This is a genomic window from Cellulomonas humilata (genome assembly GCF_030814415.1).
Taxonomy (GTDB): Bacteria; Actinomycetota; Actinomycetes; order Actinomycetales; family Cellulomonadaceae; genus Cellulomonas; species Cellulomonas humilata_A.
Genome location: NZ_JAUSVB010000003.1, coordinates 216134 through 238584, shown reverse-complemented (window position 1 = coordinate 238584; position 22451 = coordinate 216134). Strand labels below are relative to the sequence as shown.

The 22451-nt window shown below is 72.6% G+C and carries 24 protein-coding genes; 7 read left to right on the top strand and 17 right to left on the bottom strand.

The features are described from left to right. Window positions 1-19: 19 nt before the first annotated feature. Together J2X26_RS12170 and clpS are read right to left on the bottom strand one after the other, a co-directional pair. Window positions 20-670 (bottom strand): DUF2017 domain-containing protein, encoded by a 651-nt coding sequence (locus tag J2X26_RS12170; protein ID WP_307492615.1) that lies wholly within the window; start codon window positions 668-670, stop codon window positions 20-22. After that, a complete protein-coding gene (gene clpS, locus J2X26_RS12165; RefSeq protein ID WP_307492614.1) occupies window positions 670-963 on the bottom strand; it encodes an ATP-dependent Clp protease adapter ClpS in 294 nt (97 codons plus the stop codon). Before clpS ends, J2X26_RS12170 begins: the two co-directional genes overlap by 1 nt. Before the next feature lie 239 nt (window positions 964-1202). On the opposite strand from clpS, the gene J2X26_RS12160 reads away from it, so the two are divergent. Next, window positions 1203-2546, top strand: a complete 1344-nt coding sequence (locus tag J2X26_RS12160; protein ID WP_307492613.1) for a nicotinate phosphoribosyltransferase — start codon at window positions 1203-1205, stop codon at window positions 2544-2546. A 39-nt stretch (window positions 2547-2585) separates the two neighbouring features. Here the strand turns inward: J2X26_RS12160 and J2X26_RS12155 are convergent, their stop codons facing one another. From J2X26_RS12155 to J2X26_RS12145, 3 genes are all read right to left on the bottom strand, one after another. Then, window positions 2586-2741: a hypothetical protein gene (locus tag J2X26_RS12155; protein ID WP_307492611.1), complete on the bottom strand. Its 156-nt coding sequence runs from the start codon at window positions 2739-2741 to the stop codon at window positions 2586-2588. 262 nt (window positions 2742-3003) lie between these two features. After that, window positions 3004-4860, bottom strand: a complete 1857-nt coding sequence (locus J2X26_RS12150) for a DEAD/DEAH box helicase (protein ID WP_439897848.1) — start codon at window positions 4858-4860, stop codon at window positions 3004-3006. After that, window positions 4821-5201 carry a DUF3039 domain-containing protein gene (locus J2X26_RS12145; protein ID WP_307492607.1) on the bottom strand — a complete coding sequence of 127 codons (381 nt, stop codon included), beginning with the start codon at window positions 5199-5201 and terminating at the stop codon, window positions 4821-4823. Before J2X26_RS12145 ends, J2X26_RS12150 begins: the two co-directional genes overlap by 40 nt. Window positions 5202-5311: 110 nt before the next feature. Between J2X26_RS12145 and J2X26_RS12140 the strand changes: the two genes are divergently transcribed. Then, window positions 5312-5716, top strand: a complete 405-nt coding sequence (locus tag J2X26_RS12140; RefSeq protein ID WP_307492605.1) for a PadR family transcriptional regulator — start codon at window positions 5312-5314, stop codon at window positions 5714-5716. Next, the gene (locus tag J2X26_RS12135) at window positions 5716-6468 is read left to right on the top strand and encodes a hypothetical protein (protein ID WP_307492603.1); all 753 of its coding nucleotides are present in this window, start codon (window positions 5716-5718) and stop codon (window positions 6466-6468) included. The genes J2X26_RS12140 and J2X26_RS12135 overlap by 1 nt, the downstream gene beginning before the upstream one ends. 4 nt (window positions 6469-6472) lie before the next feature. On the opposite strand, the gene nagB is transcribed toward J2X26_RS12135, so the two are convergent. The 6 genes from nagB to J2X26_RS12105 all read right to left on the bottom strand — a co-directional run bounded on the left by nagB (window position 6473) and on the right by J2X26_RS12105 (window position 12848). Beyond that, window positions 6473-7255: a glucosamine-6-phosphate deaminase gene (gene nagB, locus J2X26_RS12130; protein ID WP_307492601.1), complete on the bottom strand. Its 783-nt coding sequence runs from the start codon at window positions 7253-7255 to the stop codon at window positions 6473-6475. Then, window positions 7255-8244, bottom strand: coding sequence for an ROK family protein (locus J2X26_RS12125; protein WP_307492599.1), 990 nt, complete (start codon window positions 8242-8244; stop codon window positions 7255-7257). The genes nagB and J2X26_RS12125 overlap by 1 nt, the downstream gene beginning before the upstream one ends. Window position 8245: 1 nt before the next feature. Beyond that, window positions 8246-9064: a carbohydrate ABC transporter permease gene (locus J2X26_RS12120; protein WP_439897858.1), complete on the bottom strand. Its 819-nt coding sequence runs from the start codon at window positions 9062-9064 to the stop codon at window positions 8246-8248. Between the two features lie 101 nt (window positions 9065-9165). Then, complete coding sequence (locus J2X26_RS12115) at window positions 9166-10104, bottom strand: carbohydrate ABC transporter permease (RefSeq protein WP_307492595.1); 939 nt, start codon at window positions 10102-10104, stop codon at window positions 9166-9168. 156 nt (window positions 10105-10260) lie between these two features. Further along, window positions 10261-11586, bottom strand: a complete 1326-nt coding sequence (locus J2X26_RS12110) for an extracellular solute-binding protein (RefSeq protein ID WP_307492593.1) — start codon at window positions 11584-11586, stop codon at window positions 10261-10263. An 86-nt stretch (window positions 11587-11672) separates the two neighbouring features. Continuing rightward, on the bottom strand, window positions 11673-12848 hold the full coding sequence (locus J2X26_RS12105) for an ROK family transcriptional regulator (protein ID WP_307492592.1): 1176 nt from the start codon (window positions 12846-12848) through the stop codon (window positions 11673-11675). 177 nt (window positions 12849-13025) lie between these two features. Here J2X26_RS12105 and J2X26_RS12100 point away from each other — a divergent pair, with 177 nt between their 5' ends. Next, entirely contained in the window at window positions 13026-14063 is a 1038-nt protein-coding gene (locus tag J2X26_RS12100) for an LLM class flavin-dependent oxidoreductase (RefSeq protein WP_307492591.1), read from the top strand. Here the strand turns inward: J2X26_RS12100 and J2X26_RS12095 are convergent. The 4 genes from J2X26_RS12095 to J2X26_RS12080 all read right to left on the bottom strand — a co-directional run bounded on the left by J2X26_RS12095 (window position 14039) and on the right by J2X26_RS12080 (window position 17080). After that, window positions 14039-14692 carry a response regulator transcription factor gene (locus J2X26_RS12095; protein ID WP_307492589.1) on the bottom strand — a complete coding sequence of 218 codons (654 nt, stop codon included), beginning with the start codon at window positions 14690-14692 and terminating at the stop codon, window positions 14039-14041. The two genes, J2X26_RS12100 and J2X26_RS12095, sit on opposite strands and share 25 nt — an antisense overlap. Next, the gene (locus J2X26_RS12090) at window positions 14689-15825 is read right to left on the bottom strand and encodes a sensor histidine kinase (RefSeq protein WP_307492588.1); all 1137 of its coding nucleotides are present in this window, start codon (window positions 15823-15825) and stop codon (window positions 14689-14691) included. Before J2X26_RS12090 ends, J2X26_RS12095 begins: the two co-directional genes overlap by 4 nt. A 65-nt stretch (window positions 15826-15890) precedes the next feature. Next, window positions 15891-16766 carry a PfkB family carbohydrate kinase gene (locus J2X26_RS12085; RefSeq protein WP_307492587.1) on the bottom strand — a complete coding sequence of 292 codons (876 nt, stop codon included), beginning with the start codon at window positions 16764-16766 and terminating at the stop codon, window positions 15891-15893. Then, entirely contained in the window at window positions 16763-17080 is a 318-nt protein-coding gene (locus J2X26_RS12080) for a hypothetical protein (protein WP_307492586.1), read from the bottom strand. Before J2X26_RS12080 ends, J2X26_RS12085 begins: the two co-directional genes overlap by 4 nt. A 63-nt stretch (window positions 17081-17143) precedes the next feature. Here J2X26_RS12080 and pgi point away from each other — a divergent pair, with 63 nt between their 5' ends. Further along, complete coding sequence (gene pgi, locus J2X26_RS12075; RefSeq protein WP_307492584.1) at window positions 17144-18814, top strand: glucose-6-phosphate isomerase; 1671 nt, start codon at window positions 17144-17146, stop codon at window positions 18812-18814. Between the two features lie 69 nt (window positions 18815-18883). Here the strand turns inward: pgi and J2X26_RS12070 are convergent, their stop codons facing one another. Then, window positions 18884-19990 carry a GDSL-type esterase/lipase family protein gene (locus J2X26_RS12070; protein WP_307492582.1) on the bottom strand — a complete coding sequence of 369 codons (1107 nt, stop codon included), beginning with the start codon at window positions 19988-19990 and terminating at the stop codon, window positions 18884-18886. 239 nt (window positions 19991-20229) lie between these two features. Between J2X26_RS12070 and J2X26_RS12065 the strand changes: the two genes are divergently transcribed. Further along, window positions 20230-20598, top strand: coding sequence for an RNA-binding S4 domain-containing protein (locus J2X26_RS12065; RefSeq protein ID WP_082570996.1), 369 nt, complete (start codon window positions 20230-20232; stop codon window positions 20596-20598). Here the strand turns inward: J2X26_RS12065 and J2X26_RS12060 are convergent, their stop codons facing one another. Further along, window positions 20599-21474: a DUF72 domain-containing protein gene (locus tag J2X26_RS12060; RefSeq protein ID WP_307492581.1), complete on the bottom strand. Its 876-nt coding sequence runs from the start codon at window positions 21472-21474 to the stop codon at window positions 20599-20601. A gap of 38 nt (window positions 21475-21512) precedes the next feature. Between J2X26_RS12060 and J2X26_RS12055 the strand changes: the two genes are divergently transcribed. Beyond that, window positions 21513-22448 carry a DNA-3-methyladenine glycosylase family protein gene (locus J2X26_RS12055; protein WP_307492580.1) on the top strand — a complete coding sequence of 312 codons (936 nt, stop codon included), beginning with the start codon at window positions 21513-21515 and terminating at the stop codon, window positions 22446-22448. The last annotated feature ends 3 nt before the right edge of the window (window positions 22449-22451 follow it).

Below are 22451 nucleotides of genomic sequence, written 5' to 3'. Positions count from 1 at the left end.
GAGCCTAACCGCTGGCGGCTCACTGGTCCGCCGGGCGCCCCGGGGCGCGCAGATCGTGCAGCAGCAGGTCGACCAGCGACTCCTGCAGCCAGCTCAGGGCGCCGTAGACGGCGACGAGGTACCGCCGCGCGGCGGGGTCGAGGACCTCGTCCACCCCTTCGAGCTCCGCCTGCGGGGAGTCCACCAGCGCGTCGTACAGGCGCTCGGCCTGCTCGTCCGTGCGGATCCCGAGACGCTCGGCGAGCACGAGCCGCAGGTCCGTGATCGCCGCGGCGACGTCCTTCGCGTCCTGCGGCGCCACGACGAACGCGTCCGCCCGCCAGCCCTCGGTGGGCGTCGTGAGGGCGTCCCAGAGGCTCGTCAGGCGGGCGATCTTGCCCGCGCGCAGGTCGTCCTCGGTCAGCCTGCGGAACTCCTCGGCGACCTGCGGGTCGTCGCGCGACGCATCGGGCAGAAGCCGGCGCACGGCGGGGTCCGACGGCGGCGGGAGCGGCTCGATCCGCATGCGCGGGTTGCCGTCGCCGACGACCACCGCCTCGGAGTCCCGCGACTCCAGGCGCCCCGCACCCAGCAGCTCGGCGACGTCGGCCACCAGAGCGGCGATGACATCGCGCTCGTCGGTGTCCAGGCGAGCGGCGTACATCCCCCGGCGACGCTTGAAGGCGCGCATCACTGACCGCTGCGCTGGAGCGTCGCCCAGAGCCCGAAGCCGTGCATGGCCTGCACGTCGACCTCCATCGCCTCGAGCGAACCGGTCGACACGACCGCCCGCCCCTGCTCGTGCACCTGCTTCATGAGTCGCTCGGCCTTCTGGCGAGGGTGACCGAAGTAGGACTCGAACACGTACGTCACGTAGCTCATCAGGTTGACGGGGTCGTTCCAGACGATCGTCACCCACGGGTCGGCGACCGCGGTCTTCTCCTCCTGCTCGACGCTGGCGTCGGGGAGGGTCTGTACAGGCACGTCGTCCACTGTAGGTGGAGCGCTGACCTGGAGTGCAGCGGAGGGTGGGGGCGCGCCAGCGCACCCGCCCGGAGCGGAACGCAAGGTCAGCGCGACCACAAGAACAAGTCGCGCTGACCTGGAGTGCAGCGGAGGGTGGGGGCGCGCCAGCGCACCCGCCCGGAGCAGAACGCAAGGTCAGCGCGACCACAAGAACAGGTCGACGGGTCCGGCGGCGCCGTCCGCCCTACGTTGAGGCTATGACCGCCCCGCAGCCGCCCAGCGCCGCGCTCCTCACCGACCGCTACGAGCTGACGATGCTCCAGGCGGCGCTGGCCGACGGGACGGCGGACCGGCGCTGCGTGTTCGAGGTGTTCACCCGGCGGCTCCCCGCGGGCCGGCGCTACGGGGTGCTGGCCGGGACCGGCCGGGTGCTCGAGTCGCTGCCGCGGTTCCGGTTCGACGCGGCCGAGCTCGACTGGCTGGCCGACGAGCGGGTGGTCGACGACGCGACGCTCGCGTACCTGGCGGACTACCGGTTCACGGGCTCGGTCGTCGGGTACGCGGAGGGTGAGGCGTTCTTCCCGTCGTCGCCGGTCATGGTCGTCGAGGGCACGTTCGCGGAGGCCGTCCTGCTGGAGACGGTCGTCCTGTCGATCCTCAACTACGACTCGGCGGTCGCGTCGGCGGCGTCCCGCATGACCAGCGCGGCGGTCGACCGCCCCTGCCTGGAGATGGGGTCGCGGCGCGCGCACGAGGAGGCGGCGGTCGCGGCGGCCCGGGCGGCCGTGGTCGCCGGCTTCGCGGGGACGTCGAACCTCGAGGCTGGGCGCCGGTACGGGCTGGCGACGATCGGGACGGCCGCGCACGCGTTCACGCTCCTGCACGACGACGAGGCGTCCGCGTTCGCGGCGCAGGTGGCGTCGCTGGGCACGGGCACGACGCTCCTGGTCGACACCTACGACGTGCGTCGTGGTGTGGAGCTCGCGCTGGCGGCGGCGGGGACGGGGCTCGGAGCGGTGCGGCTGGACTCCGGTGACCTGGGGGTCCTCGCGCACGAGGTCCGTGCGCAGCTGGACGAGGCCGGTGCCCGGAGCACGAAGATCACGGTCACGTCGGACCTGGACGAGTTCGCGATCGCGTCGCTCGCGGTGGCGCCCGTCGACTCGTACGGGGTGGGCACGTCGGTGGTGACGGGCTCCGGGGCGCCGACGTGCGGGATGGTCTACAAGCTGGTCGCCCGCGAGGGCGCCGACGGGGCGCTGGCGCCGGTGGCGAAGGCCGCCCGGGGCAAGACCAGCGTCGGGGGGCGCAAGGCGGCGGCACGACGGCTGGGGGCCGACGGGCGAGCGGTCGAGGAGGTGCTCGTCTCGGGTCCCGACGACGAGGTCCGGGGCTGGGTGTCCGACGACGCGTCGCTGCGCGCGTTGCACGTGCCCCTGGTGACCGACGGGGAGGTCGACCCGCGATGGGTCGGCGCCGACGGGGTGCGCCGGGCAACAGAACGGCACCGCGCCTCGCGCGACGAGCTGCCGCGCGGGGCGCGACGGTTGTCGGACGACGAGGCAGCGGTGCCGACCGTGGCGCTGCGGCTCGGGGACTGAGGGGCCCGAGCCGCAGCGCCGGCACTGCGGTCTGGGTGTCTAGACCCGCGAACGGCCCCGGCCGACGAGCCCGAGGATCAGGCTGACGACGAGCACGATCACACCGATCCAGATGAGCCACTGTCCGATGGACGTGGCGACGCCGAGGACGACGAGGACGACACCGACAAGGATGAGGATGAGCCAGCTAGGCATGGTTGACCCTTTCGTTCTGTGGTCACCGATACGACATCCGGGGGTACCCGGCGCCGTGTGTCACAGGACAAATGTGGCAGGGCTGGAGGGTGTCGGCACGTCGAGAGAAAAGTTGCGCGGGGCACGCGGACTGCTATGTGGTCACGCGTCCAGAGCCGTGACCTGCAGGTTTACCGCTGGGTGAGCCTGTCCGCATGGTGAGATGGCTCTTGCGACTTTACCTTCGCTTGATGTAATCGCGCGATGCTCATGGACCCGACGGCTACTTCTTGCCGACGAACCACCCGCGGACCATGGCCACCCGCGCCGTGAGCTGGTCCGGGTCCGCCAGGGCGACCTCCGGACCGCCGCACCGGCGCCGCAGCTCGTTGTGCACGGAGCCGTGCGGCTGACCGCTCTTGCGCGCCCATGCGCCCACCAGCTGCGACAGCTCCTTGCGCAGCTCCGCCTGCTTGCGGTGGTCCATCTCGGCCAGCGCCTCGGCCGTCGAGCCGGCCCTCTTGCGCCCGCTGATCTGGTCCGCCTGCCGCTGCCGGAGCAGCGCGGAGACCTGGTCGACGTCCAGCAGCCCGGGCAGGCCCAAGAAGTCCAGCTCCTCGTCGGACCCCATCTCGGCGCCCGCGCCGAACTCGCCGCCGTCGAACAGCACCCGGTCGAACGACGCCTGCGCCTCCAGTGCCTCGAACGCGCCCTGCTTGCCGTCCGGGCCGATCTCGTCGGCACCGTTGCGCTCGCGGTTCGCCTCGTCCAGCAGCCCGTCGTCCAGGCCGACGTCGACGCCCTGCTCCTCGAGCGTCTTCGGCCGGTCCAGCGCGTGGTCCCGCTCCAGCTCGAGGGTGTTGGCCAGGGCGAGCAGCTGCGGGACGCTCGGCAGGAAGACCGACGCGGTCTCGCCGCGGCGACGTGCGCGCACGAATCGGCCGACCGCCTGCGCGAAGAACAGCGGCGTCGCGGTGCTGGTCGCGTAGACGCCGACGGCCAGGCGGGGCACGTCGACACCCTCCGAGACCATCCGGACCGCGACGAGCCAGCGGGAGTCGCTCGCGGAGAACTCGTCGATCCGGTCGCTCGCCCCGTCGTCGTCGGACAGGACGATCGTCGGGGACTTCCCCGTGATCCGCGCGAGGTGGCCCGCATACGCCCGGGCATCGGTCTGGTCCGTGGCGATGACCATCGCGCCCGCGTCGGGGATGGCCCTGCGCACCTCGGACAGCCGGCGGTCGGCGGCCGCGAGCACGCTCGGGATCCACTCCCCGTTCGGGTCCAGGGCGGTCCGCCACGCCTGCGCGGTGATGTCCTTGGTCAGCGGCTCCCCCAGCCGGGCGCTGATCTCGTCGCCGGCCTTGGTGCGCCAGCGCATCGAGCCGCTGTAGGACAGGAAGATCACCGGGCGCACGACGTGGTCGCGCAGCGCGTCGCCGTAGCCGTAGGTGTAGTCGGCGACGCTGCGCCGGATCCCGTCGCGGTCGCGGTCGTACCGCACGAACGGGATCGCTGCCGTGTCGGACCGGAACGGGGTGCCGGTCAGGGCCAGCCGGCGGGTGGCACCCTCGAAGGCCTCCCGGACGGCGTCCCCCCAGGACAGCGCGTCACCGCCGTGGTGCACCTCGTCGAGGATCACCAGCGTGGGCGCGGCCGCGGTGCGGGCGGCGTGCAGCGCGGGCTTGCTGGCCACCTGCGCGTAGGTCACCGCGACGCCGTCGAAGCCGTGGCCGTGCCGACCCTGCGCGTTGCTGAAGTTGGGGTCGAGCGTGATGCCCACCCGCGCGGCCGCGTCGGCCCACTGGCGCTTGAGGTGCTCGGTGGGCGCGACGACGGTCACGCGACGGACCAGCTTCGCCTCCAGGAGCTCGGTGGCGATCCGCAGGGCGAACGTCGTCTTGCCGGCCCCCGGGGTGGCCACCGCGAGGAAGTCACGCGGGTTGGCCGTCCGGTAGTGCTCGATCGCCTCCGCCTGCCAGGCGCGCAGCTTGCCCGCCGTGCCCCAGGGCGCTCGCGCGGGGAACGCCGGCGGCAGCTGAGAGGCCGCCGACGAGGACGCGTGGGTCGAGGGGAGGGAGGACGGGCGCGGGGCGGCCGTCACGCGCCGCCGCTGCCGGGGTTGCGGCCGAAGCCCCATTTCCGACCGCCGCCGGAGCCCTTGCCGCCCGCGTTCTTGTCGCCGTCGCCGTCCTGCGGCTCGCGCAGGCCCTCGTAGATCTCCTTGCAGACGGGGCAGACGGGGAACTTGTTCGGGTCCCGGCCCGGCACCCACACCTTGCCGCAGAGCGCGATCACGGGCTTGCCGCTGATGGCGGAGTCGAGGATCTTCTCCTTGCGCACGTAGTGCGCGAACCGCTCGTGGTCCCCCGGCTCGACCTGCTCGGTGGTCTCCTCGCGCTCCAGCACGCTGGTCGACGTGCCCGGGTCCGAGGAGAACGGGTCGTCGGGTCCGGTGCTCGGAGGCAGGGGCTCGCTCATGGCGTGAAGTGTACGTCGGGAGGCCGACACGACCCGAGCCCCTCGGGGTGTCTTCCCGGGTGTCGTCGACTACATAGACAGACAGACTAGTCAGCCGTACTGTCTAGCTCGTGAGCTCCGATCCCTGGCCTGGCGAGTGGCTGCGCGGCGTTCTGGACGTCTGCGTCCTGGCCGTCCTCGCCGAGGGCAGCACCTACGGCTACGCCATCACCGCCCGGCTCGACGAGCTCGGGCTCGGCTCGGTCAAGGGCGGCACGCTCTACCCGCTGCTCGTCCGGCTCGAGCAGGCCGACCTGGTCACCACCCAGTGGCGCCCGGGCGTCGGCGGTCCGGGTCGCAAGTACTTCGCGCTCACCCCCGCGGGACGCGCGGAGCTCAGCCGTCGCGGCAGTGCCTGGCGGGCGTTCGCCGACCTCACGGTCGCGATCGTCGACCCCTCAGCGGACCCGACCGCCGCCGCCTTTGCGGCGTCGGCGCCGTCCGAGCGTCTACCCACCCCCCGGAGGACGGCCTGATGACCGACACGTGGTCCACAGCTCCGACGATCTCCCCGGGCTGGCGCGACGAGCTCGTCCTCGCCCTGCGGATGCGGGACGTCCCCGGCTCGAGGATCGGCGAGATCCTGGCGGAGGTCGACGAGTTCTGTGCGGACAGCGGCCTCGACGCCCAAGCGGCCTTCGGTGCCCCCGCAACGTACGCCGAGAGCCTCACGGCGAGCGAGGGCCGCACCCGGACCCCGCTGCGCGACGACCTCCGGACGACCGGTCGGGCTCTGGTCGGCTTCGTCGGGCTCGTGGTCGTCATGGCCTGCGTCGTCGACGACGGTCCCGACCTCGCCATCACCGTCGGCTGGCTGCTCGGGCTGGCCGTGGTGCTCGTGGGATGCGTGCTCACCGTGCGAGTGCTCGGCCGCACCGCCCCTGTCCGCTGGCGCGGGATGGCCGCCGCGGCCGGTGTCATCGTGGCGACGCTCGGAGCGGTCGTGGCCCTCGGGATGCTGCTCACCACGACCGTCGCGACGGTGCCCGACGCGGTCGCCGTGACCGTCGGGGCCCTCCTGCTCGTCGGTGACGCGATCGTCGGCACCGTGCGGGCGAGGCGTCAGCCGACGGCGGACCTGGTGAGCGCACCCGGGGCGGACCCGGAGTGGGTACGACGCCGCAACGTGCGCGCCGACATCCTCGCCGCGTGGCTGCTGCCCGCCTTCGCCGTGGTCGGCGTCGGCATCCTGCTGGGGATGAACGCGCTGCTCGACCGGCTCGCCTGACAGGTCAGAGGCCCTGCCAGTCCGGCTTCGCGGCGAACGTCTCGCGGTAGTAGTCGGCCAGCTGGAGGCGGCTCGCGGCGGCGTCGTCGACGAGCACCGTGACGTGCGGGTGGTGCTGCAGGATCGTCGCCGGCCACATCGCGCTGACCGGGCCCTCGACCAGCTGGTGCACCGCCTCGGCCTTGCCGCGGCCGGTGGCCAGGAGCACCAGGTGCCGGGCGGACATGATCGTCGCCAGCCCCTGGGTGAGGCAGTGCTGCGGCACCTGGTCGATGTCGCCGCCGAAGAAGCGTGCGTTGTCCTCGCGCGTCTGGCGCGTGAGGGTCTTGATGCGGGTGCGCGACGCGAGCGACGAGCCCGGCTCGTTGAAGGCGATGTGGCCGTCGGTACCGATGCCGAGGAGCTGCAGGTCGACTCCCCCGACGGACGCGATGGCTTCCTCGTACGCGGCGCACGCGGCCACGAGGTCCTCGGCGAGGCCGTCCGGCCCCTGCACCGCACCGGGCGCGAAGTCCACGCGCGACGCGATCTCCTTCTCGATGACGTTGCGGTAGCGCTCCGGGTGGTCGGCGGCGAGGCCGACGTACTCGTCGAGCATGAACGCGCGGACGCGGGCGAACGACAGGTCGTGCTCGGCGTGCCGCCGGGCCAGCTCGTCGTACACCGCGAGCGGGCTCGACCCCGTCGCGAGTCCGAGGACCGTGTCGGGCTGCTCACGCACCAGCTGCTCGATCGCCGAGGCGGCCAGCCGGCCCAGCTCGGGGCCCGGTGCGATGACGACCTCCATCAGACGTACTCCCCTCGACCGAGCAGTGCCGCGCCGACCGCGCCGACCGGCACGTCCGCGGGCGCGAGGCTCACGCGTCGCGCCAGTCCCATGGTGGCAAGGAACGGGGATGAGTGCGCCTCACGCTCGAGCTCGGCCGTGACCGCCCGCAGCAGCGGCTGCCCCAGCGCGCTCACGCCGCCGCCGATGACGACGAGCTCGACGTCGCAGGTCAGCACCAGGATCCGCACCGCGGCGGCCACCGCCCAGGCGAACTGGTCCCGGATCACGATCGCCTCGGCGTCGCCCGCCTCGGCCGCGGCGAACAGCTCCTCGGGCGCGGGGCGCCCGTACTTGCTGGGCCAGGCCGTGTCGAGCGCCGAGCCCGACGCGTACTGCTCCAGGCAGCCGAGCTGACCGCACTTGCACGGCAGGCCGTCGGGGACGAGCGTCAGGTGCCCGATCTCCCCGGCACCACCGGTCGATCCCCTGCGCAGGCGCCCTTCGAGGAGCAGCCCGGCGGCGAGGCCGGTACCGAGCGCGAGGAAGGCGAGGTCGTGCACGACGGCGTCCTGGGTCGACGCATGCCCTCCGTCGACCGTGTGCGCGGCGCCGACGACGGCGACGGTGAGGTCGTTCTCGACGCGGACCCGCACCCCGAGCCGCTCGGCGACGAGCGACCCGAGCGGGGTGCGCTCCTCGATGCCGAGGTTGACCGCGTGCTCGACCGTGCCGTCCGACGGGTCGACGACGCCGGGCAGGCCGATGCCGACCCCGGCCAGCTCGCCGACCGGGATGCCGGCGCCCGCGCAGAGCTCCTCGACGACCGAGACCGCGGTCTCCACCACACCGGCCGCTCCCCCGACCGTGGCCGACCGCAACTGGTGCGTCACCACGCCGTCGGCGTCGAGCAGCACGCCGAGCACCTTGGTGCCGCCGACGTCGAGCCCGACCGACCACTGACTCCCGACCGGCGCCCAGTGCGGCGTCGGGATCCCCTGCGTGTTCACGTCAGCCCTTCACCGCACCCGCGACGAGCCCGGACGTCATCTTGTTCTGCACGAACAGGAAGAAGACGATGACGGGGATCGCGATGAGAGCCGAGCCCGCCATCACGACGCCCCAGTCCGTGGCGCGGTTGGACTCGACGAGCCCCTGCAGCCACAGCGGCAGCGTGCGCTGCGCGGGGTCGGTCATCACGACGAGGGCCAGGGTGTACTCGTTCCACGCCTGGAGGAACCCGTAGACGCCGGCGGCGACCAGCCCGGGAGCCAGCAGCGGGAACGTGATGCGGAAGAAGGCGGCGGTCCGGGAGAGCCCGTCGACCATCCCGGCCTCCTCGAGCTCGATCGGCACGCCCGCGACGAACCCGCGCAGCATCCAGATCGTGAACGGCAGGATCGCCGCCGTGTAGACCAGGGAGAGCCCGGCGATCTTGTTGACCAGGTTCCAGCCGTCGAGCATCTGGTACTGCGAGATGAACAGGCCCTCGGCCGGGATCATCTGCACCACGAGGATCGTGAGGATGAAGCCCTTGCGGCCGCGGAACCGGAACCGGCTGACCGCCAGCGCGGCGAGGAACGCGAACAGCAGCGCCGCGACGAGGACGACGACCACCACTGCCAGCGAGATGCGCATCGCGGCCCAGAACGTCGGGTCGTCCAGCACGCGGCGGAAGTTCGACAGCGTGCCGCCCGCGGGGAAGAACGTCGGCTCCGGGGTCTGGAGCTTGTTCACCGGCAGGAAGGCGCTGTTGATCATCCAGTAGATGGGGAAGACCCACATGGCGGCCAGCACGACGGCGAGGACGCCGAGCGCTCGGCGCCCCATCTTCGACTGGGCGCGACCGGCCTCCGACGACCGCGTCGCCTTGCGGAGCGGGATCTCCTGCGGCGTGGCCTGCGGGGCGGGTGCCGGGACCGAGACGGCGCTCACAGCTCGTCCTCCTTCAGCATCTTCCGGATGTAGAACCCGGTGAGGGCGAGCGTGATGACCAGCATGATCGTGGCGAGCGCGCCCGCGAGCGAGAACTCGTCGGCGTAGGAGTAGATGAGGGTGCCCAGGAGGTTGGTCTCACGGGTCGGGGCGCCGGCGCGCTGGAGCACGTAGATCTGGGTGAACACCTTGAAGTCCCAGATCACCTGCAGCAGCAGGACGATCGACAGGACGGGGCGGACCATCGGCATCGTGATGTTCCAGAACCGCTGCCGGGCGGACGCACCGTCGAGCTGCGCGGCCTCCATCGTCTCCTCGGGCACCTGGAGCAGGCCCGCGTAGACGGAGAACGCCACGAACGGCACGGACATCCACACGACGATGACCGTCGCGACGAAGTAGAAGGACAGCGGCTCGATGATCCACGAGTGGCCGGCCATGTCCTCGAGCCCGAACCAGTTGGCCAGGACCCAGTTGATGACGCCGTACTGCGAGTCGAACAGCCACTGCCAGACCGTCATCGACGCGAGGACCGGCGTGCCCCAGGCGAGGAGCAACGCCACCTGCAGCGTGATGCGGGAGAGCTTCCCGATGCGGGACATGAGGACCGCGAACGCGACGCCGACGAGCATCGTCACCGCGGCGTTCACCAGGCAGAAGGCGATCGAGCGCCCGATGACCGTCCACACGTAGGGGTCGGTCAGCAGGTCGGTGTAGTTCTGCAGGCCGACCCACTCGGCGGGCTGGCCGAACTGCTGGCGCAGGCCGTACTCCTGGAAGGAGATGACGAACTGGCGGACCAGCGGGTAGCCGAGCGCGACACCCATGAGGATCGCGGCGGGGACGAGCAGGCCGTACACGCCGAGCTTGCGGCGGCGGCGGCGCGGGAAGACGACGGTGTCGTCCTGCTGCAGCGCGGGGGCAGTGGCTGCCATGTGGAGCTCCTGTCTTGTGGCGCGACCGGGCCGGCCTGCGTCGGCAGGCCCGGTCGTGCCCGGATCAGGTGGTCGGCCGATCGAGGCGGCGGACCGGTGGTTCGTGGATCACCTGGCCCGGCCGGCCGTGGTTGCGCACGGCCGGCCGGGGGGCGATCAGTTCAGCGCGTCCTCGAGGAGCTGGTCCGTCGACGCGGCAGCCTCCTTGACGTCCGCACCGGTGGCGAGCTGCTGGAAGAAGTCCTCCAGGATGCGGTCACCCTCGACGTCGGCCCACTTCTCGGCCGCCGGCGTGAGCTTCGCGTTGAGCGCGGCGGCGACGGCTGCCTTGGCATACACGTCGTCACCCATCGAGGCGGCGTACTCCGTGTTGCCCGGGATCAGGCCGTTCTCGCCGAGCATGTTCTGGAACTCCTCCGTGAACATGATCTTCAGGAGGCTCTTGGCCAGCTCAGGGTGCTTGGACTTCGCCGCGACGGCGATGTTCGAGCCGCCCGCGAAGCCGTTCGCGTACGAGCCCTCGTCGAGGCCCGGCAGCGGGAAGACGCCGGTGTGCTCCTCGTTGCAGGCCTGCTGCTCGCCGCGGAGCGCCTTGGCCTCCTCGGACGTGTCGTCCGGGTCGACGGCCTTGTTGCACTGCGGCAGGTCGATGCTCCACCGCGCCCACGTCGGAGCGGAGAACATGGCCGACTGGCCGGCGTTGAACGGGACCCACGGCTCGTTCGAGTCGCTGTCGGCCGGCGCGTTGGTCGCGTTGGCGAACAGGTCCTGGACCTCCTCGAGGCCCTTGATCGACTCGGGCGAGGAGAGCGCACCCTTCCAGCTGTCGCCGTCCTTGACCGCGAGGTCACCGCCGTTGGTGTAGATCCAGGCGGCGCCGTTGTACCAGTCCTGGCCGGGGAACCAGAAGCCGGACTGCGTGTCCGTCTGGAGCTTCTTGGCGACCTCGGTGAACTCGGCGAGCGTCGTGGGGACCTCGACACCGGCTGCGGCGAACGCGTCCTTGTTGTAGAACACGGCGCGAGCACCGGAGTAGTACGGGGCGGCGTAGAACTTGCCGTCCGCGCTACCGGCGTCGACGAAGCCGGGAAGCAGGTTGTCGCCACCCAGCTCGTCGTACATGTCCGAGATGTCGGCGAAGGCGCCGGCGTAGGTGAAGGTCGGCGACTGCGTGTTGCCGATCTCCACGACGTCGGGCGTCTGGTCGGCCGAGCCGAGCGCGGTCTGGAGACGCGGCACGAGGCCGCTCCAGTCCTGCTCCTCGATGACGAGCTTCGAGCCGGGGTTCTCCGACTCGAACGTCGTCGTGAGGTACTCACGCAGGGCGTCCGGGGTGTCGGTGCCGTTGAGCCACAGCTTGATCGTGGCGGCCTCGGGCGTACCGGCGTCGGTGGGCGTGTCGCTGGCGTCGTCGCCGTTGCCACACGCCGTGAGCGTGAGCGCGGCCGCCACGCCGACGGCCGCGAAACGTAGGATCTTCACGTTGGGGTTCCTCCCGTGAGCGAGGCGCGCGCCGGACGGCGCCGCCGGGTGGTGATTCCGACCTGCAGTGGGCCGGCTGGGGGTCGTCACGAGACCCCCAGCTGGCCTGACAGGACGAGGACAGCCGCACCAGCGAGCGCCCCGTCCTCGTCGAGGGATCCCATCCGCAGTGCCAGTCCGTGCCCGATGACGGGCATCGTTCGTGCGCGGACAGTGGCGAGCGCAGACTCGCGCAGAGCGCCGTCCAACAGCTCCGGGGGGCCGGAGAGCAGGACCTCTGCGAGGTCGAGCGCACTGACGACGGGTGCCAGGGCGATGCCCAGCAACCGTCCGACCGACGCCAGGGCGGCGTCGGAGTCTTCGGTGGACAGACCGGCGGTCCGGCGGCGCAGGGCCGGGACGCTCAGCACGGTCTCGAGGCAGCCGGAGCGGCCGCACGCGCAGTCGAGCGGCGGCTCGTCGCGCACGTCGCCGTCGACGACGGTGACGTGCCCGATCTCGCCGGCGGCGTGGTGCCGGCCGAGCACGAGCGCACCGTCGACCACGATGCCGGCGCCTACGCCCTCACCGATCGTGAGGACCATGCAGCCGGACCCGGCCGCGGAGCCGTAGGTGAACTCGCCGAGCGCGCGGGTGTTGGCGTCGTTGGCGACGTGCACCGGGACGCCCAGGCTCTCCGTGAGGCGCGCGGCCAGCGGCAGGTCGTACCAGCCCCGGTTCGGCGCCTGGACGACGGTGCCCTCGAGGTCGATGACGCCCGGGGACGCGATGCCGACGCCGATGACGGGGCGGGTCGCGTCCGCAAGCAGCTGGCGGCACAGGCTCTCCACCAGGTCGGCGGCAGCCTCTCCGGTGCGTCCTTCGAGGGCGACGGACCGGCGGACGACGACGGCGCCGACCAGGGTCATCACCGCACCGAGCAGGTGCGCGTCGTCCGTGAGGTCCACCGCGACGATCTGGAACGCCTCGGTCCGCATCCCGACGAGAGTGGCCGGCTTGCCGACCTTCCCCTCGACGCGGACGCCCAGCTCCTCGACGAGCCCTTCGGCGATCAGCGCGGCCACCAGACCGGACACGGTCACCCGGGTCAGGCCGGTGCTGCGGGCGATGTCGGCGCGGGAGGAGTGGCCGATGTGGAAGAGGTGGGCGAGCACCAGCGACCGGTTGTGCGCGCGGGCGTGCTCGGGCAGCACCTTGCCCGTCGGGCGCAGGGCCCGACCGACTCCGTGGGCCGCCGCGAGGGGCTGCGTGGTCGCTGTCACGTTTGTTAGTAGACCTTCCTTACAAATCCGTGTCAACTCTGATCTGTGACCGTGACCACATCGTGACCGGACGTTCACCGGACCGACTCATGGGATGACATGTCCGGAAACGATTCAACGCGCGTGCCCCTCACCTGCGGGAACACGGGGAACAGCCCGTGCGGTCGATGCGTTCGCATGGGCATGGAGCTGGGGATGTACACGTTCGGTGACGTCGGGGACGCCTCCCCCGGTCAGCGCCTCAGGGAGGTGCTCGAACGCGTCCGGCTGGCCGAGGAGGTCGGCCTCGACTACGTCGGGATCGGCGAGCACCACCGCCACGACTACGCGATCTCGTCCCCCTCGACCGTCATAGCCGCCGCCCTGGCGCAGACCTCCCGGATCACCGTGGGCAGCGCCGTGACGGTGCTGTCCACCGAGGATCCCGTGCGGGTCTACCAGCAGTTCACGACCATGGACCTGCTCTCGCAGGGGCGCGTGGAGCTGCTCGCCGGCCGGGGCTCGTTCATCGAGTCCTACCCCCTGTTCGGGGCGTCGCTGGACGACTACGACGAGCTCTACGACGAGAAGATCCAGCTGCTCCTGCGGCTCGACCAGAGTGAGCGGACGACGTGGCAGGGGCGGTTCCGGCCGGCGCTCGACGATGCCCTGGTGCTCCCCCGCCCCTACGGCGAGCACCTGCGGATCGCCGTCGCGACGGGCGGCAACCCGCAGTCGTCGGTGCGCGCCGGGCTGCTCGGGCTGCCCATCAGCTACGCGATCATCGGCGGCCAGCCGGCCCAGTTCGCTCCCCTGGTCGACCTCTACCGCCGCGCCCATGCGGAGGCCGGGCACGACGAGGCCGACCGTTTCGTGTCCGTCGCCGGGATGGGCTTCGTCGCGACGGACGGCAAGGCTGCGCGCGACTACTTCTACCCGTACTGGCTGGAGTCCATGCGCCGGATCTCGTCGGAACGCGGGTTCCCGATGCCCAACCGGATCTCCTTCGAGTCACAGGCCGCGCGCGGCGGGGCGTACTTCGTCGGCGAGCCGGAGCAGGTCGCGGAGCGCATCGTCGCGCTGCACCGGGTGCTCCACCACGACCGGCAGTCGTTCCAGATGGACCTGTCCGGGGTGCCGCAGAAGGAGTCGCTGCGCTCCATCGAGCTGCTGGGCACCGAGGTCGCACCGCTGGTGCGCGAAGCCCTGCGTCAGTCCATCCGCCCCGACTCGTAGGCCCACATCGCCAGCTCGACGCGGTTCCGGGCGCCGAGCTTGTCCATGAGGCTGCCCAGGTGCGTCTTCACGGTGCTCAGGCTGATGTGCAGCTCGTCGGCGATCTCGACGTTCGTCCGCCCGCGCGCCACGGTGAGCAGCACCTCCTCCTCGCGCCCGGTCAGCGGCACCACGGGCGGCAGGACCCGGCTGCGCCTCCCGGTGGCGGCGAACGCGGCGAGCAGCCGCACCGTGACGTTGGGCGCGATGAGCGCGTCACCGGCGGCGGCGGCGTGCACGGCCTGGACCAGGAGCTCCGGCCCGGCGTCCTTGAGCAGGAAGCCGCGGGCGCCCGCCTTCAGCGCACCGTGCACGTACTCGTCCAGGTCGAACGTCGTGATCACGACCACCGCGAGCGGGTCCGCCACGTCGGGTCCGGCCAGCCGGCGGGTGGCCTCGATGCCGTCCAGCTCCGGCATCCGGATGTCGAACAGGCACACGTCGGGACGCAGCTCGCGGGCCTTGGACACCGCCTGCCGGCCGTCGGCGGCCTGACCCACCACGTCGATCCCCGGCTGCGCGTCGAGGATCATCGACAGCCCGGTGCGGACCAGCTCCTGGTCGTCGGCGACGAGCACCCGGATCGTCATGCGACCGCCCCCGTCCTCGGCAGCACCGCGACCACGGTCCAGCCACGCTCCGCCCCCGGCCCGGCGTCGAGCGTGCCGCCCAGGAGGGACGCCCGCTCGGTCATGCCCACCAGCCCGTACCCCGTGCCGGTGCGGCCCTGGAGCTCGCCGTCGTCGACGACGGTCAGGCGCACGCTCGCCTCGTCCGCGGCGACCGCGACGCTCACCTGCGAGGCGTACCGGGCGTGCCGCAGCGCGTTGGTCACCGACTCCTGGGCGAGCCGGTACAGCGCCGCGCCGACCGCCGGTCGCAGGCCGTCGAGGTCACCCGACAGCTCGACGGCCACCCGCGGCGGCCCACCGGCGGCGAGCCGCTCGATGTCCGCGACCCCGCGCTGCGGCGCCAGCTCGGCGGCGTCGTCGTCGCGCAGCGCGCTGACCATCAGCCGCATCTCGGTGAGCGCACGGGACGCCTCCTTCTCGATCACGACGAGGGCGTCGAGCGCCGCGGACGGGTCCGTCGCCGCCACCACCCGTCCCGCCTGCGCCCGCACGGCGATCGCGGAGACGTGGTGCGCGACGGTGTCGTGGAGCTCCCGGGCCAGCTGCTCCCGCTCCCGCAGCCGGACCTGGTCCCGCTCCCGCAGCCGGGACGTCGAGGCCAGCCGGACCCAGGCGCCGACCGCCGCGGGCGTGAGGATGAACACGACCCCGAGCACAGCCTCCGCGACCCCGTTGTAGTCCCCGGCGATCCCGAGCGCCGTGGCCACGAGGACCGCCGCGAGCCCGAGCACGACCTCCCGCCCGCTCCCCCAGCGGCACAGCGCGTACGGCAGCAGGAGCACGCAGGCCGTCGTGTAGAGCCCCAGCTCAGCCACCCCGCCCACGAGGGCCGCCGTATCGACCACGATGAGCGTGCCGAACACGGCCAGGATCGCTCCCAGCGGGTGGGTCCGGCGCCAGAGCAGCGACAGCACCACGACGAGGGCCAGGACGAGGGCGACAGGCCGCCAGGTCACGTCCGGCCGCAGCACGCCCTCCAGCACCGCCGCGGGGACCAGCAGGGCGACGAGCACCCAGTCCCGCCACACCCGCGCGGGCGCGCCGGGTGCTCGGGGGGCCGTCCAGAGCGGACGGAGGGCGTCGGGGATCACGTGGTGAGCCTAGGGACGCACGGTCGCGCGCGGCTCGGCCGATCGGTCGAGTCGTGCGTCGTCCGTCAGGGCACCCAGCCGAGCGCCCCGGGATGACGCACCGACTCGCTCGCCCGGGCGACGCCGTCGGCCAGTGCCGTCAGCACGTCGTGGCCGGTCGCGAGCGAGGCGGCGGTGGCGCCGTGCAGCACGTCGCCCGCGCCCAGCGTGTCGACGACCTCCGCGGACGGGACGGTCGGCGGGTGCAGGACCGACGACGCACGCCGACCGTCGGCGTCGACCCTGCGGACCTGGACCGGTCCCGCTCCGGCCGACTGCGCCACGAGGCGCGGTCCGAGGTCGGCGACGCGATCGAGGAGGTCCTCGGCGACGTCGGGGAGCCGGAAGTCGGCCGACAGCACCGCGTGGTCGACGTGCGCGAGCAGGCGGTCCAGCCCGGGCTTCCAGCTGCCGCCGTCGAGGAGCACCGGGATGCCTCGCGCGGACGCGTCGGCGGCGAGCACCTCGGCGGCCTCGAGGTGGTGGCCGTCGACGAGCAGCGTCGTCGCCCCCTCCAGCACGTCGAGGCGGCGTGCCGCGCCGCTCAGGTCGCCGGTGCCGACGGCGTTGACCGAGACCACGGCCCGCTCCCCCGTCCCCCGGGTCACCAGCACGGTCGAGACGGCCGGTGTCCCTGGCCCGTCGAGCAGGTCGACGACCGCGACGCCCGCCGCCGCGAGCCCGGCCCGGACGAGGTCCCCGATCGGACCTGCCCCGAGCGCCGTCACGAGCACCGTGCGGACCCCGAGCGCGGCGGCCGTCGCCGCGGCGTTCGCCGCTGGACCGCCGAACGTGACGTCCAGGCTGCGGGCGACGACCTTCTCGTCGGGCGCCGGCAGCCGGTCGACCACCTGCACGACGTCGAGCGTCGCCAGGCCGCAGCAGACCAGCAGCGCCGTCACGCGACGCGGGCGGGCTGCGCGGGGCGGTCCACCAGCGCGTACGTCGCGAGGCCGAGCACGAGGGCCGCGACCGCGACGGCCGGCCAGGCGCCGATCACGCCACCGAGCGGGTGGGAGAACGCGAAGCACACGGCGCCGACCAGGACGACCGCTGCGACCCGCAACCAGCCGGCCGACCGGGCTCGCACCATGCACCACACGACGCCCGCGACGAGCACGACCCCGCCCAGGGCACGCACGCCGGTGAGGTCGGCGACGGCGAACCCGACCACCAGGGTGAGCGCGGCGATGACGGCGGTGGGGAGGCGCGACATGGGACCACCGTAAGACGCGGACGTGCGGTGCGAGGTGCCGCGCCCGCGCAATACGGTGGTGCCATGCCCACCTCGCCGATCGACGCCACGTCCACCGCTGCCTGGCAGGAGCTCAGCGTCCACGAGTCGACGCTCACGCCTGACCTGCGCGGCTGGTTCGCCGACGACCCCGAGCGCGCCACGCGCCTGACCCTCCCGCTGGCCGACCTCACGGTCGACCTGTCCAAGAACCTGGTCACCGACGAGACGATCGCTCTGCTCGTCCGGCTCGCCGACGAGGTCGGTCTGGCCGACCGGCTGCAGGCGCAGCTGCGCGGGGACCACATCAACGTCACCGAGGACCGCGCGGTCCTGCACACGGCGCTGCGCCGGCCGGCCGGCGCGCAGCCGCCGCTCGTCGTCGACGGGCAGGACATCGACACCGACGTGCAGGCCGAGCTGACCAAGATGTTCGCGTTCGCGGACAAGGTGCGCTCCGGTGCGTGGACCGGTGTCACCGGTTCGCGGGTGCGGACCGTCGTCAACATCGGCATCGGGGGCTCCGACCTCGGTCCGGTGATGGCCTACGAGGCGCTCAAGCCGTACGTGCAGGACGGTCTCGAGGTGCGGTTCGTCTCCAACATCGACCCCAGCGACCTGGCGGAGAAGGTCAAGGGCCTCGACCCGACCACCACGCTGTTCATCGTCGCGTCGAAGACGTTCGGCACCCTGGAGACGCTCACCAACGCGCGCCTCGCCCGGAACTGGCTCTGGGAGCAGCTGGGCACGGCCGACGACGACGAGTCCCGCAACGCCGCCGTCGCGCAGCACTTCGTCGCCGTCTCCACCGCCCTGGACAAGGTCGCGGCGTTCGGCATCGACCCCACCAACGCGTTCGGCTTCTGGGACTGGGTCGGTGGCCGCTACTCGGTCGACTCGACCATCGGCACCTCGCTGGCCATCGCCGTCGGCCCCGACGCGTTCCGGGAGTTCCTCGCCGGGTTCCACGCCGTCGACGAGCACGTCGCCACGACCCCGTTCGCGCAGAACGTGCCCGTCCTCATGGGCCTGCTGAACGTCTGGTACGTCAACTTCCTCGGCGCGCACACCCACGCGGTGCTCCCCTACGCCCAGTACCTGCACCGCTTCGCGGCGTACCTGCAGCAGCTGACCATGGAGTCCAACGGCAAGTCGGTCCGCTGGGACGGCACCCCCGTGACCACGCAGACCGGCGAGGTGTTCTGGGGCGAGCCCGGCACCAACGGCCAGCACGCGTTCTACCAGCTCATCCACCAGGGCACGCGGCTCATCCCCGCCGACTTCATCGCGGTCGCCAACCCGGCGCACCCGCTGGCGGACGACGGCGTCGACGTGCACGGCCTGTTCCTGGCCAACTTCTTCGCGCAGACCAAGGCGCTCGCGTTCGGCAAGTCGGCCGACGAGGTCCGCGCCGAGGGCACGGCGGAGGACATCGTTCCCGCCCGCGTGTTCTCCGGGAACCGCCCGACCACGTCGATCCTCGCCGCCGCCCTCACGCCGAGCGTGCTCGGCCAGCTCATCGCGCTGTACGAGCACATCACGTTCGTGCAGGGCGTCGTCTGGGGTATCGACTCGTTCGACCAGTGGGGCGTCGAGCTGGGCAAGAAGCTCGCGCTCGAGATCGCCCCGGCGGTCCAGGGCGATGCCGCCGCGCTGGCGGCCCAGGACCCGTCGACGCGCTCGCTGATCAGCCGCTACCTGGAGCTGCGCGACTGACCCAGACGACGAACCCGACACGGGTGTCGTGACCACGCACCGTCACGACACCCGTGTCGGGTTCGTGCGTCAGGCGCGGGAGCAGGTGACCCAGGACGCGGTCGGGCTTCCGGTGCCCTGGAAGCCGAACTCGACGGAGCCGCCGACCGGGACGGAGCCGTTCCACGGGGCTGCGGCGAACGTCGTCGTGGTCCCGGACGTCGTCGGCTGCGAGCTCCAGGCGTTGGTGACGGCACCGTCCGGCAGGGTGACGGCGACCCGCCAGCCCGACAGCGCGACCGCCCAGGGCTTGACCCGGACCGTCGCGACGAAGCCTCCTGGCCACTGGCTGGCGACCGTGTAGGTGGCGGTGCAGCCGTCCGCGGGCGGCATCGTGAAGGTCGGGCTCGGCGACGGCGAGACCGTCGGGGTCGGGGTGCTCGTCGGCGTCGGGGTGGCCGTCGGCGTGGGGGTCGGCGTCGTGCCGTTCAGCGCCGCGGTGAGCGCCGGGTACCACCGGTCGGCCAGCTTCACGATGCCGGTCTCGTTCGGGTGCACGCCGTCGGAGGTATCGGTGGCGGCGTTCCAGCCGGTCCACTGGTCGACGACCGTGATCGGGGACGCCGAGGTGCTCAGCCCGGCGGCCCACGCCGGGATCGCGGCGTTCAGGTTGATCGTCCGCTGCGGGCAGTCGCTGCAGCTCGACGGCGCCACCGGGATGATCTTCGCGACGAGGATCTTCATCGTCGGCTTGCTCGCCCGCATCTGCTGCACGAGCGTCGTCCAGGCGGCGAGGATCTCCTGCGGGCTCTTGTTGCTCCACACGTCGTTGGTGGCGAAGTGCATGACGACGATGTCCGGGTGCGTCGCCGACAGCCAGCCGACGAGCTGGTTCTGCGTCGCGACGTTGGTCACCAGGTAACCGCCGTGGCCCTCGTTATCGCCGTCGTAGGTGATCCCGCAGCCCTGCGCGGGCAGGGTGCCCACCATGTCGATGTTCGTGTAGCCGGTCTGCTGGAGCTTCTGCCACAGGAGCGCCCGCCAGCAGCCGGGCGACCCGGTGATCGAGTCGCCGAGCGTCATGATCCGGACCGGGTCGGCGGCGGCCGTCGGGCCGGCGAGGGTCAGTGCACCGGTCACGAGCAGCGCCAGGGCGGCGAGAGCGCCGGCCAGTCGGCGCACGAGCGTGGTCGTCATGGGTCCTCCGTCCGCATCCGCCCCCGGGGCCACGATGCCCGGGCGGGGCGGGCACACGCCCACCAGGGTGCAGCGTGGTGCGCATCCGCCTGGTGGTCAGGGGCGCGAATCGTTTCGCCGCGGAAGCGGTTCGACGAGCCCGCAGCGACCGACATCGGCAGCGGGAGGTCCGACGACGCCGTACCGCCGGCCGTGGGGCGACCGGCCGCCGGGCCGCGTGCCCGTGAGAGGCTCGCGAGATGGCTGAGGTGACGCGAGCGCGCGTGGACGCGTGGACGTGGGCGGTGCGGCTGTTCCCGACCCGGTCCGCCGCCGCGGCCGCGTGCCGCGCCGGTCATGTCCGCGTCAACGGCGATCGCGCGAAGCCGGCGACGATGGTGGTCCCCGGCGACGAGGTGCACGTCCGCGGCGGTGAGCGCGAGCGGATCGTCGTCGTGCAGCGCACCGTCGTGAAGCGCGTCGGCGCCCCGGTCGCGGTTGCCTGCTACCTGGACCGCTCCCCCGCGCCGCTGCCCAAGGAGCACGTGGTCCCGGGCGAGCGCGACCGCGGCGCGGGCCGGCCCACCAAGCGCGACCGCCGACTGATCCAGCGCCTCAAGGGCCGCTGACTACTGGCCCGGCGTCAAGCCCAGCCGGGCCGCGAGCGCCATCGAGTCGTACGGGGCGCGGACCTTCAGGTCGTTGTCGAAGTAGACGAACACGTCGCGCTCCGCGACCGGCTGCGCAGGAGCCGACAGCGTCCGCGCACCCTCCGGTTCGCCGCCGGACGCCCACGCGCGGATCTTCGTCGCCCACCGGTCGAGCGCATCGTCGTCGTAGCCGCTGGCGTAGAGCTCGGTCTCACCGTGCAGCCGCACGTAGACGAGGTCGGCCGTCACGTCCTCGATCACGGGCCAGCGTCCGGCGGCGTCGGCGACGACGAGACCGATGTCGTGGGCCCGCAACAGCTGCACGAAGGACGGGTCCTCAAAGCTCGCGTGCCGGACCTCCAGCACGTGCCGCAGGGGCCGGTCGGCGTCGGTCGTGGTCCACGCCCGGTCGTCGAGACGCTCGTCGTGCTCGGTCGCCAGCTGGGCGGCGGCGGCCGTGGTGCGCGGCAGGAGGTCGAAGAACGCGGCGAGCCGGTCCGGGTGGAACCCGAGGTTCGGGGGCAGCTGCCACAGGACGGGTCCCAGCTTCGGCCCGAGCGCGAGCACGCCGCTGGCGAAGAAGTTGGCGACCGGCACCTGCACGTCGGCGAGCTTCTTCAGGTGCGTCACGAAGCGCGGACCCTTGATCGAGAACACGAAGTCGTCGGGCGTCTCAGCGGCCCACGCGACGTAGCTCTCGGGCTTCTGGAGCGCGTAGAACGAGCCGTTGATCTCGATCGACGTGAGCTGCCGGGAGGCGAACTCGAGCTCGCGACGCTGCGGAAGGCCGACGGGGTAGAACACGGAACGCCACGGTGCGTAGCGCCAGCCGGAGATCCCCGTGCGGATGGTCATGCGCCCAGTGTGTCGGCGGTGCGGCGCATAGTGGGGGCGTGACCACCGTGCCGACCGACGAGCAGGCGGGTCTGGAGTCCGTCTACCGTCCGCGCGACCGGGTCGACGTCCGCCTGACGCTCGGTCCGCTGCGGCGCGGTGGCGGCGATCCGGCGTGGTGGTTCGCGCCGGACGGGTCGGTCTGGCAGGCGACGTCCACGGCGGACGGTCCCGCCACCCGCCACCTCGCCGTCCGAAGCGACGGAATCCACGGCACCGCGTGGGGTCCGGGCGCCGAGCGTGCGCTGGCCGACGTCCCCGACCTGCTGGGGGCGCGCGACGACCCGACCGGCTTCGACGCGTCGCTGCACCCGGTCGTCCGCGAGGCCTACCGGAGCCGGACGGCGCTGCGTATCCCGCGGTCCGGCAACGTGTTCGAGGCGCTCGTGCCGGCGGTCCTCGAGCAGAAGGTGGTCGGGCTGGATGCCAAGGCCGCGTGGCGAATGCTGGTGCTCCAGCACGGCACGCCCGCGCCCGGCCCGGCTCCGCGCACGATGCGGGTGCCGCCGACGGCCGCGGCCTGGCGCGAGGTGCCGGTGTGGGACTGGCGCCGGGCAGGCGTCGAGGAGGCTCGGGCGGGCACGGTGCTGCGTGCGGCCGTCGTGGCGCACCGCCTCCAGGAGGGTGCGGACCTGCCGATCGAGGAGGCGCGCCGGCGGCTGCTGACCGTGCGGGGCATCGGGCCGTGGACGGTCGCGGAGGTCGCGTCGCGTGCGCTCGGCGACGCCGACGCGGTCTCCGTCGGCGACTACCACCTGGCCCACCTGGTCGGCTGGGCGCTGACGGGGAGCCGCACCGACGACGCGGGGATGCTGCGCCTGCTGGAGCCCTGGGCGGGTCATCGGCAGCGCGTGATCCGGCTCATCGAGCTCACGCAGACCAGCCGGGCGCCCCGGTTCGGACCGCGCGCGCCACGGGCACGACCGCTGCACTAGAAA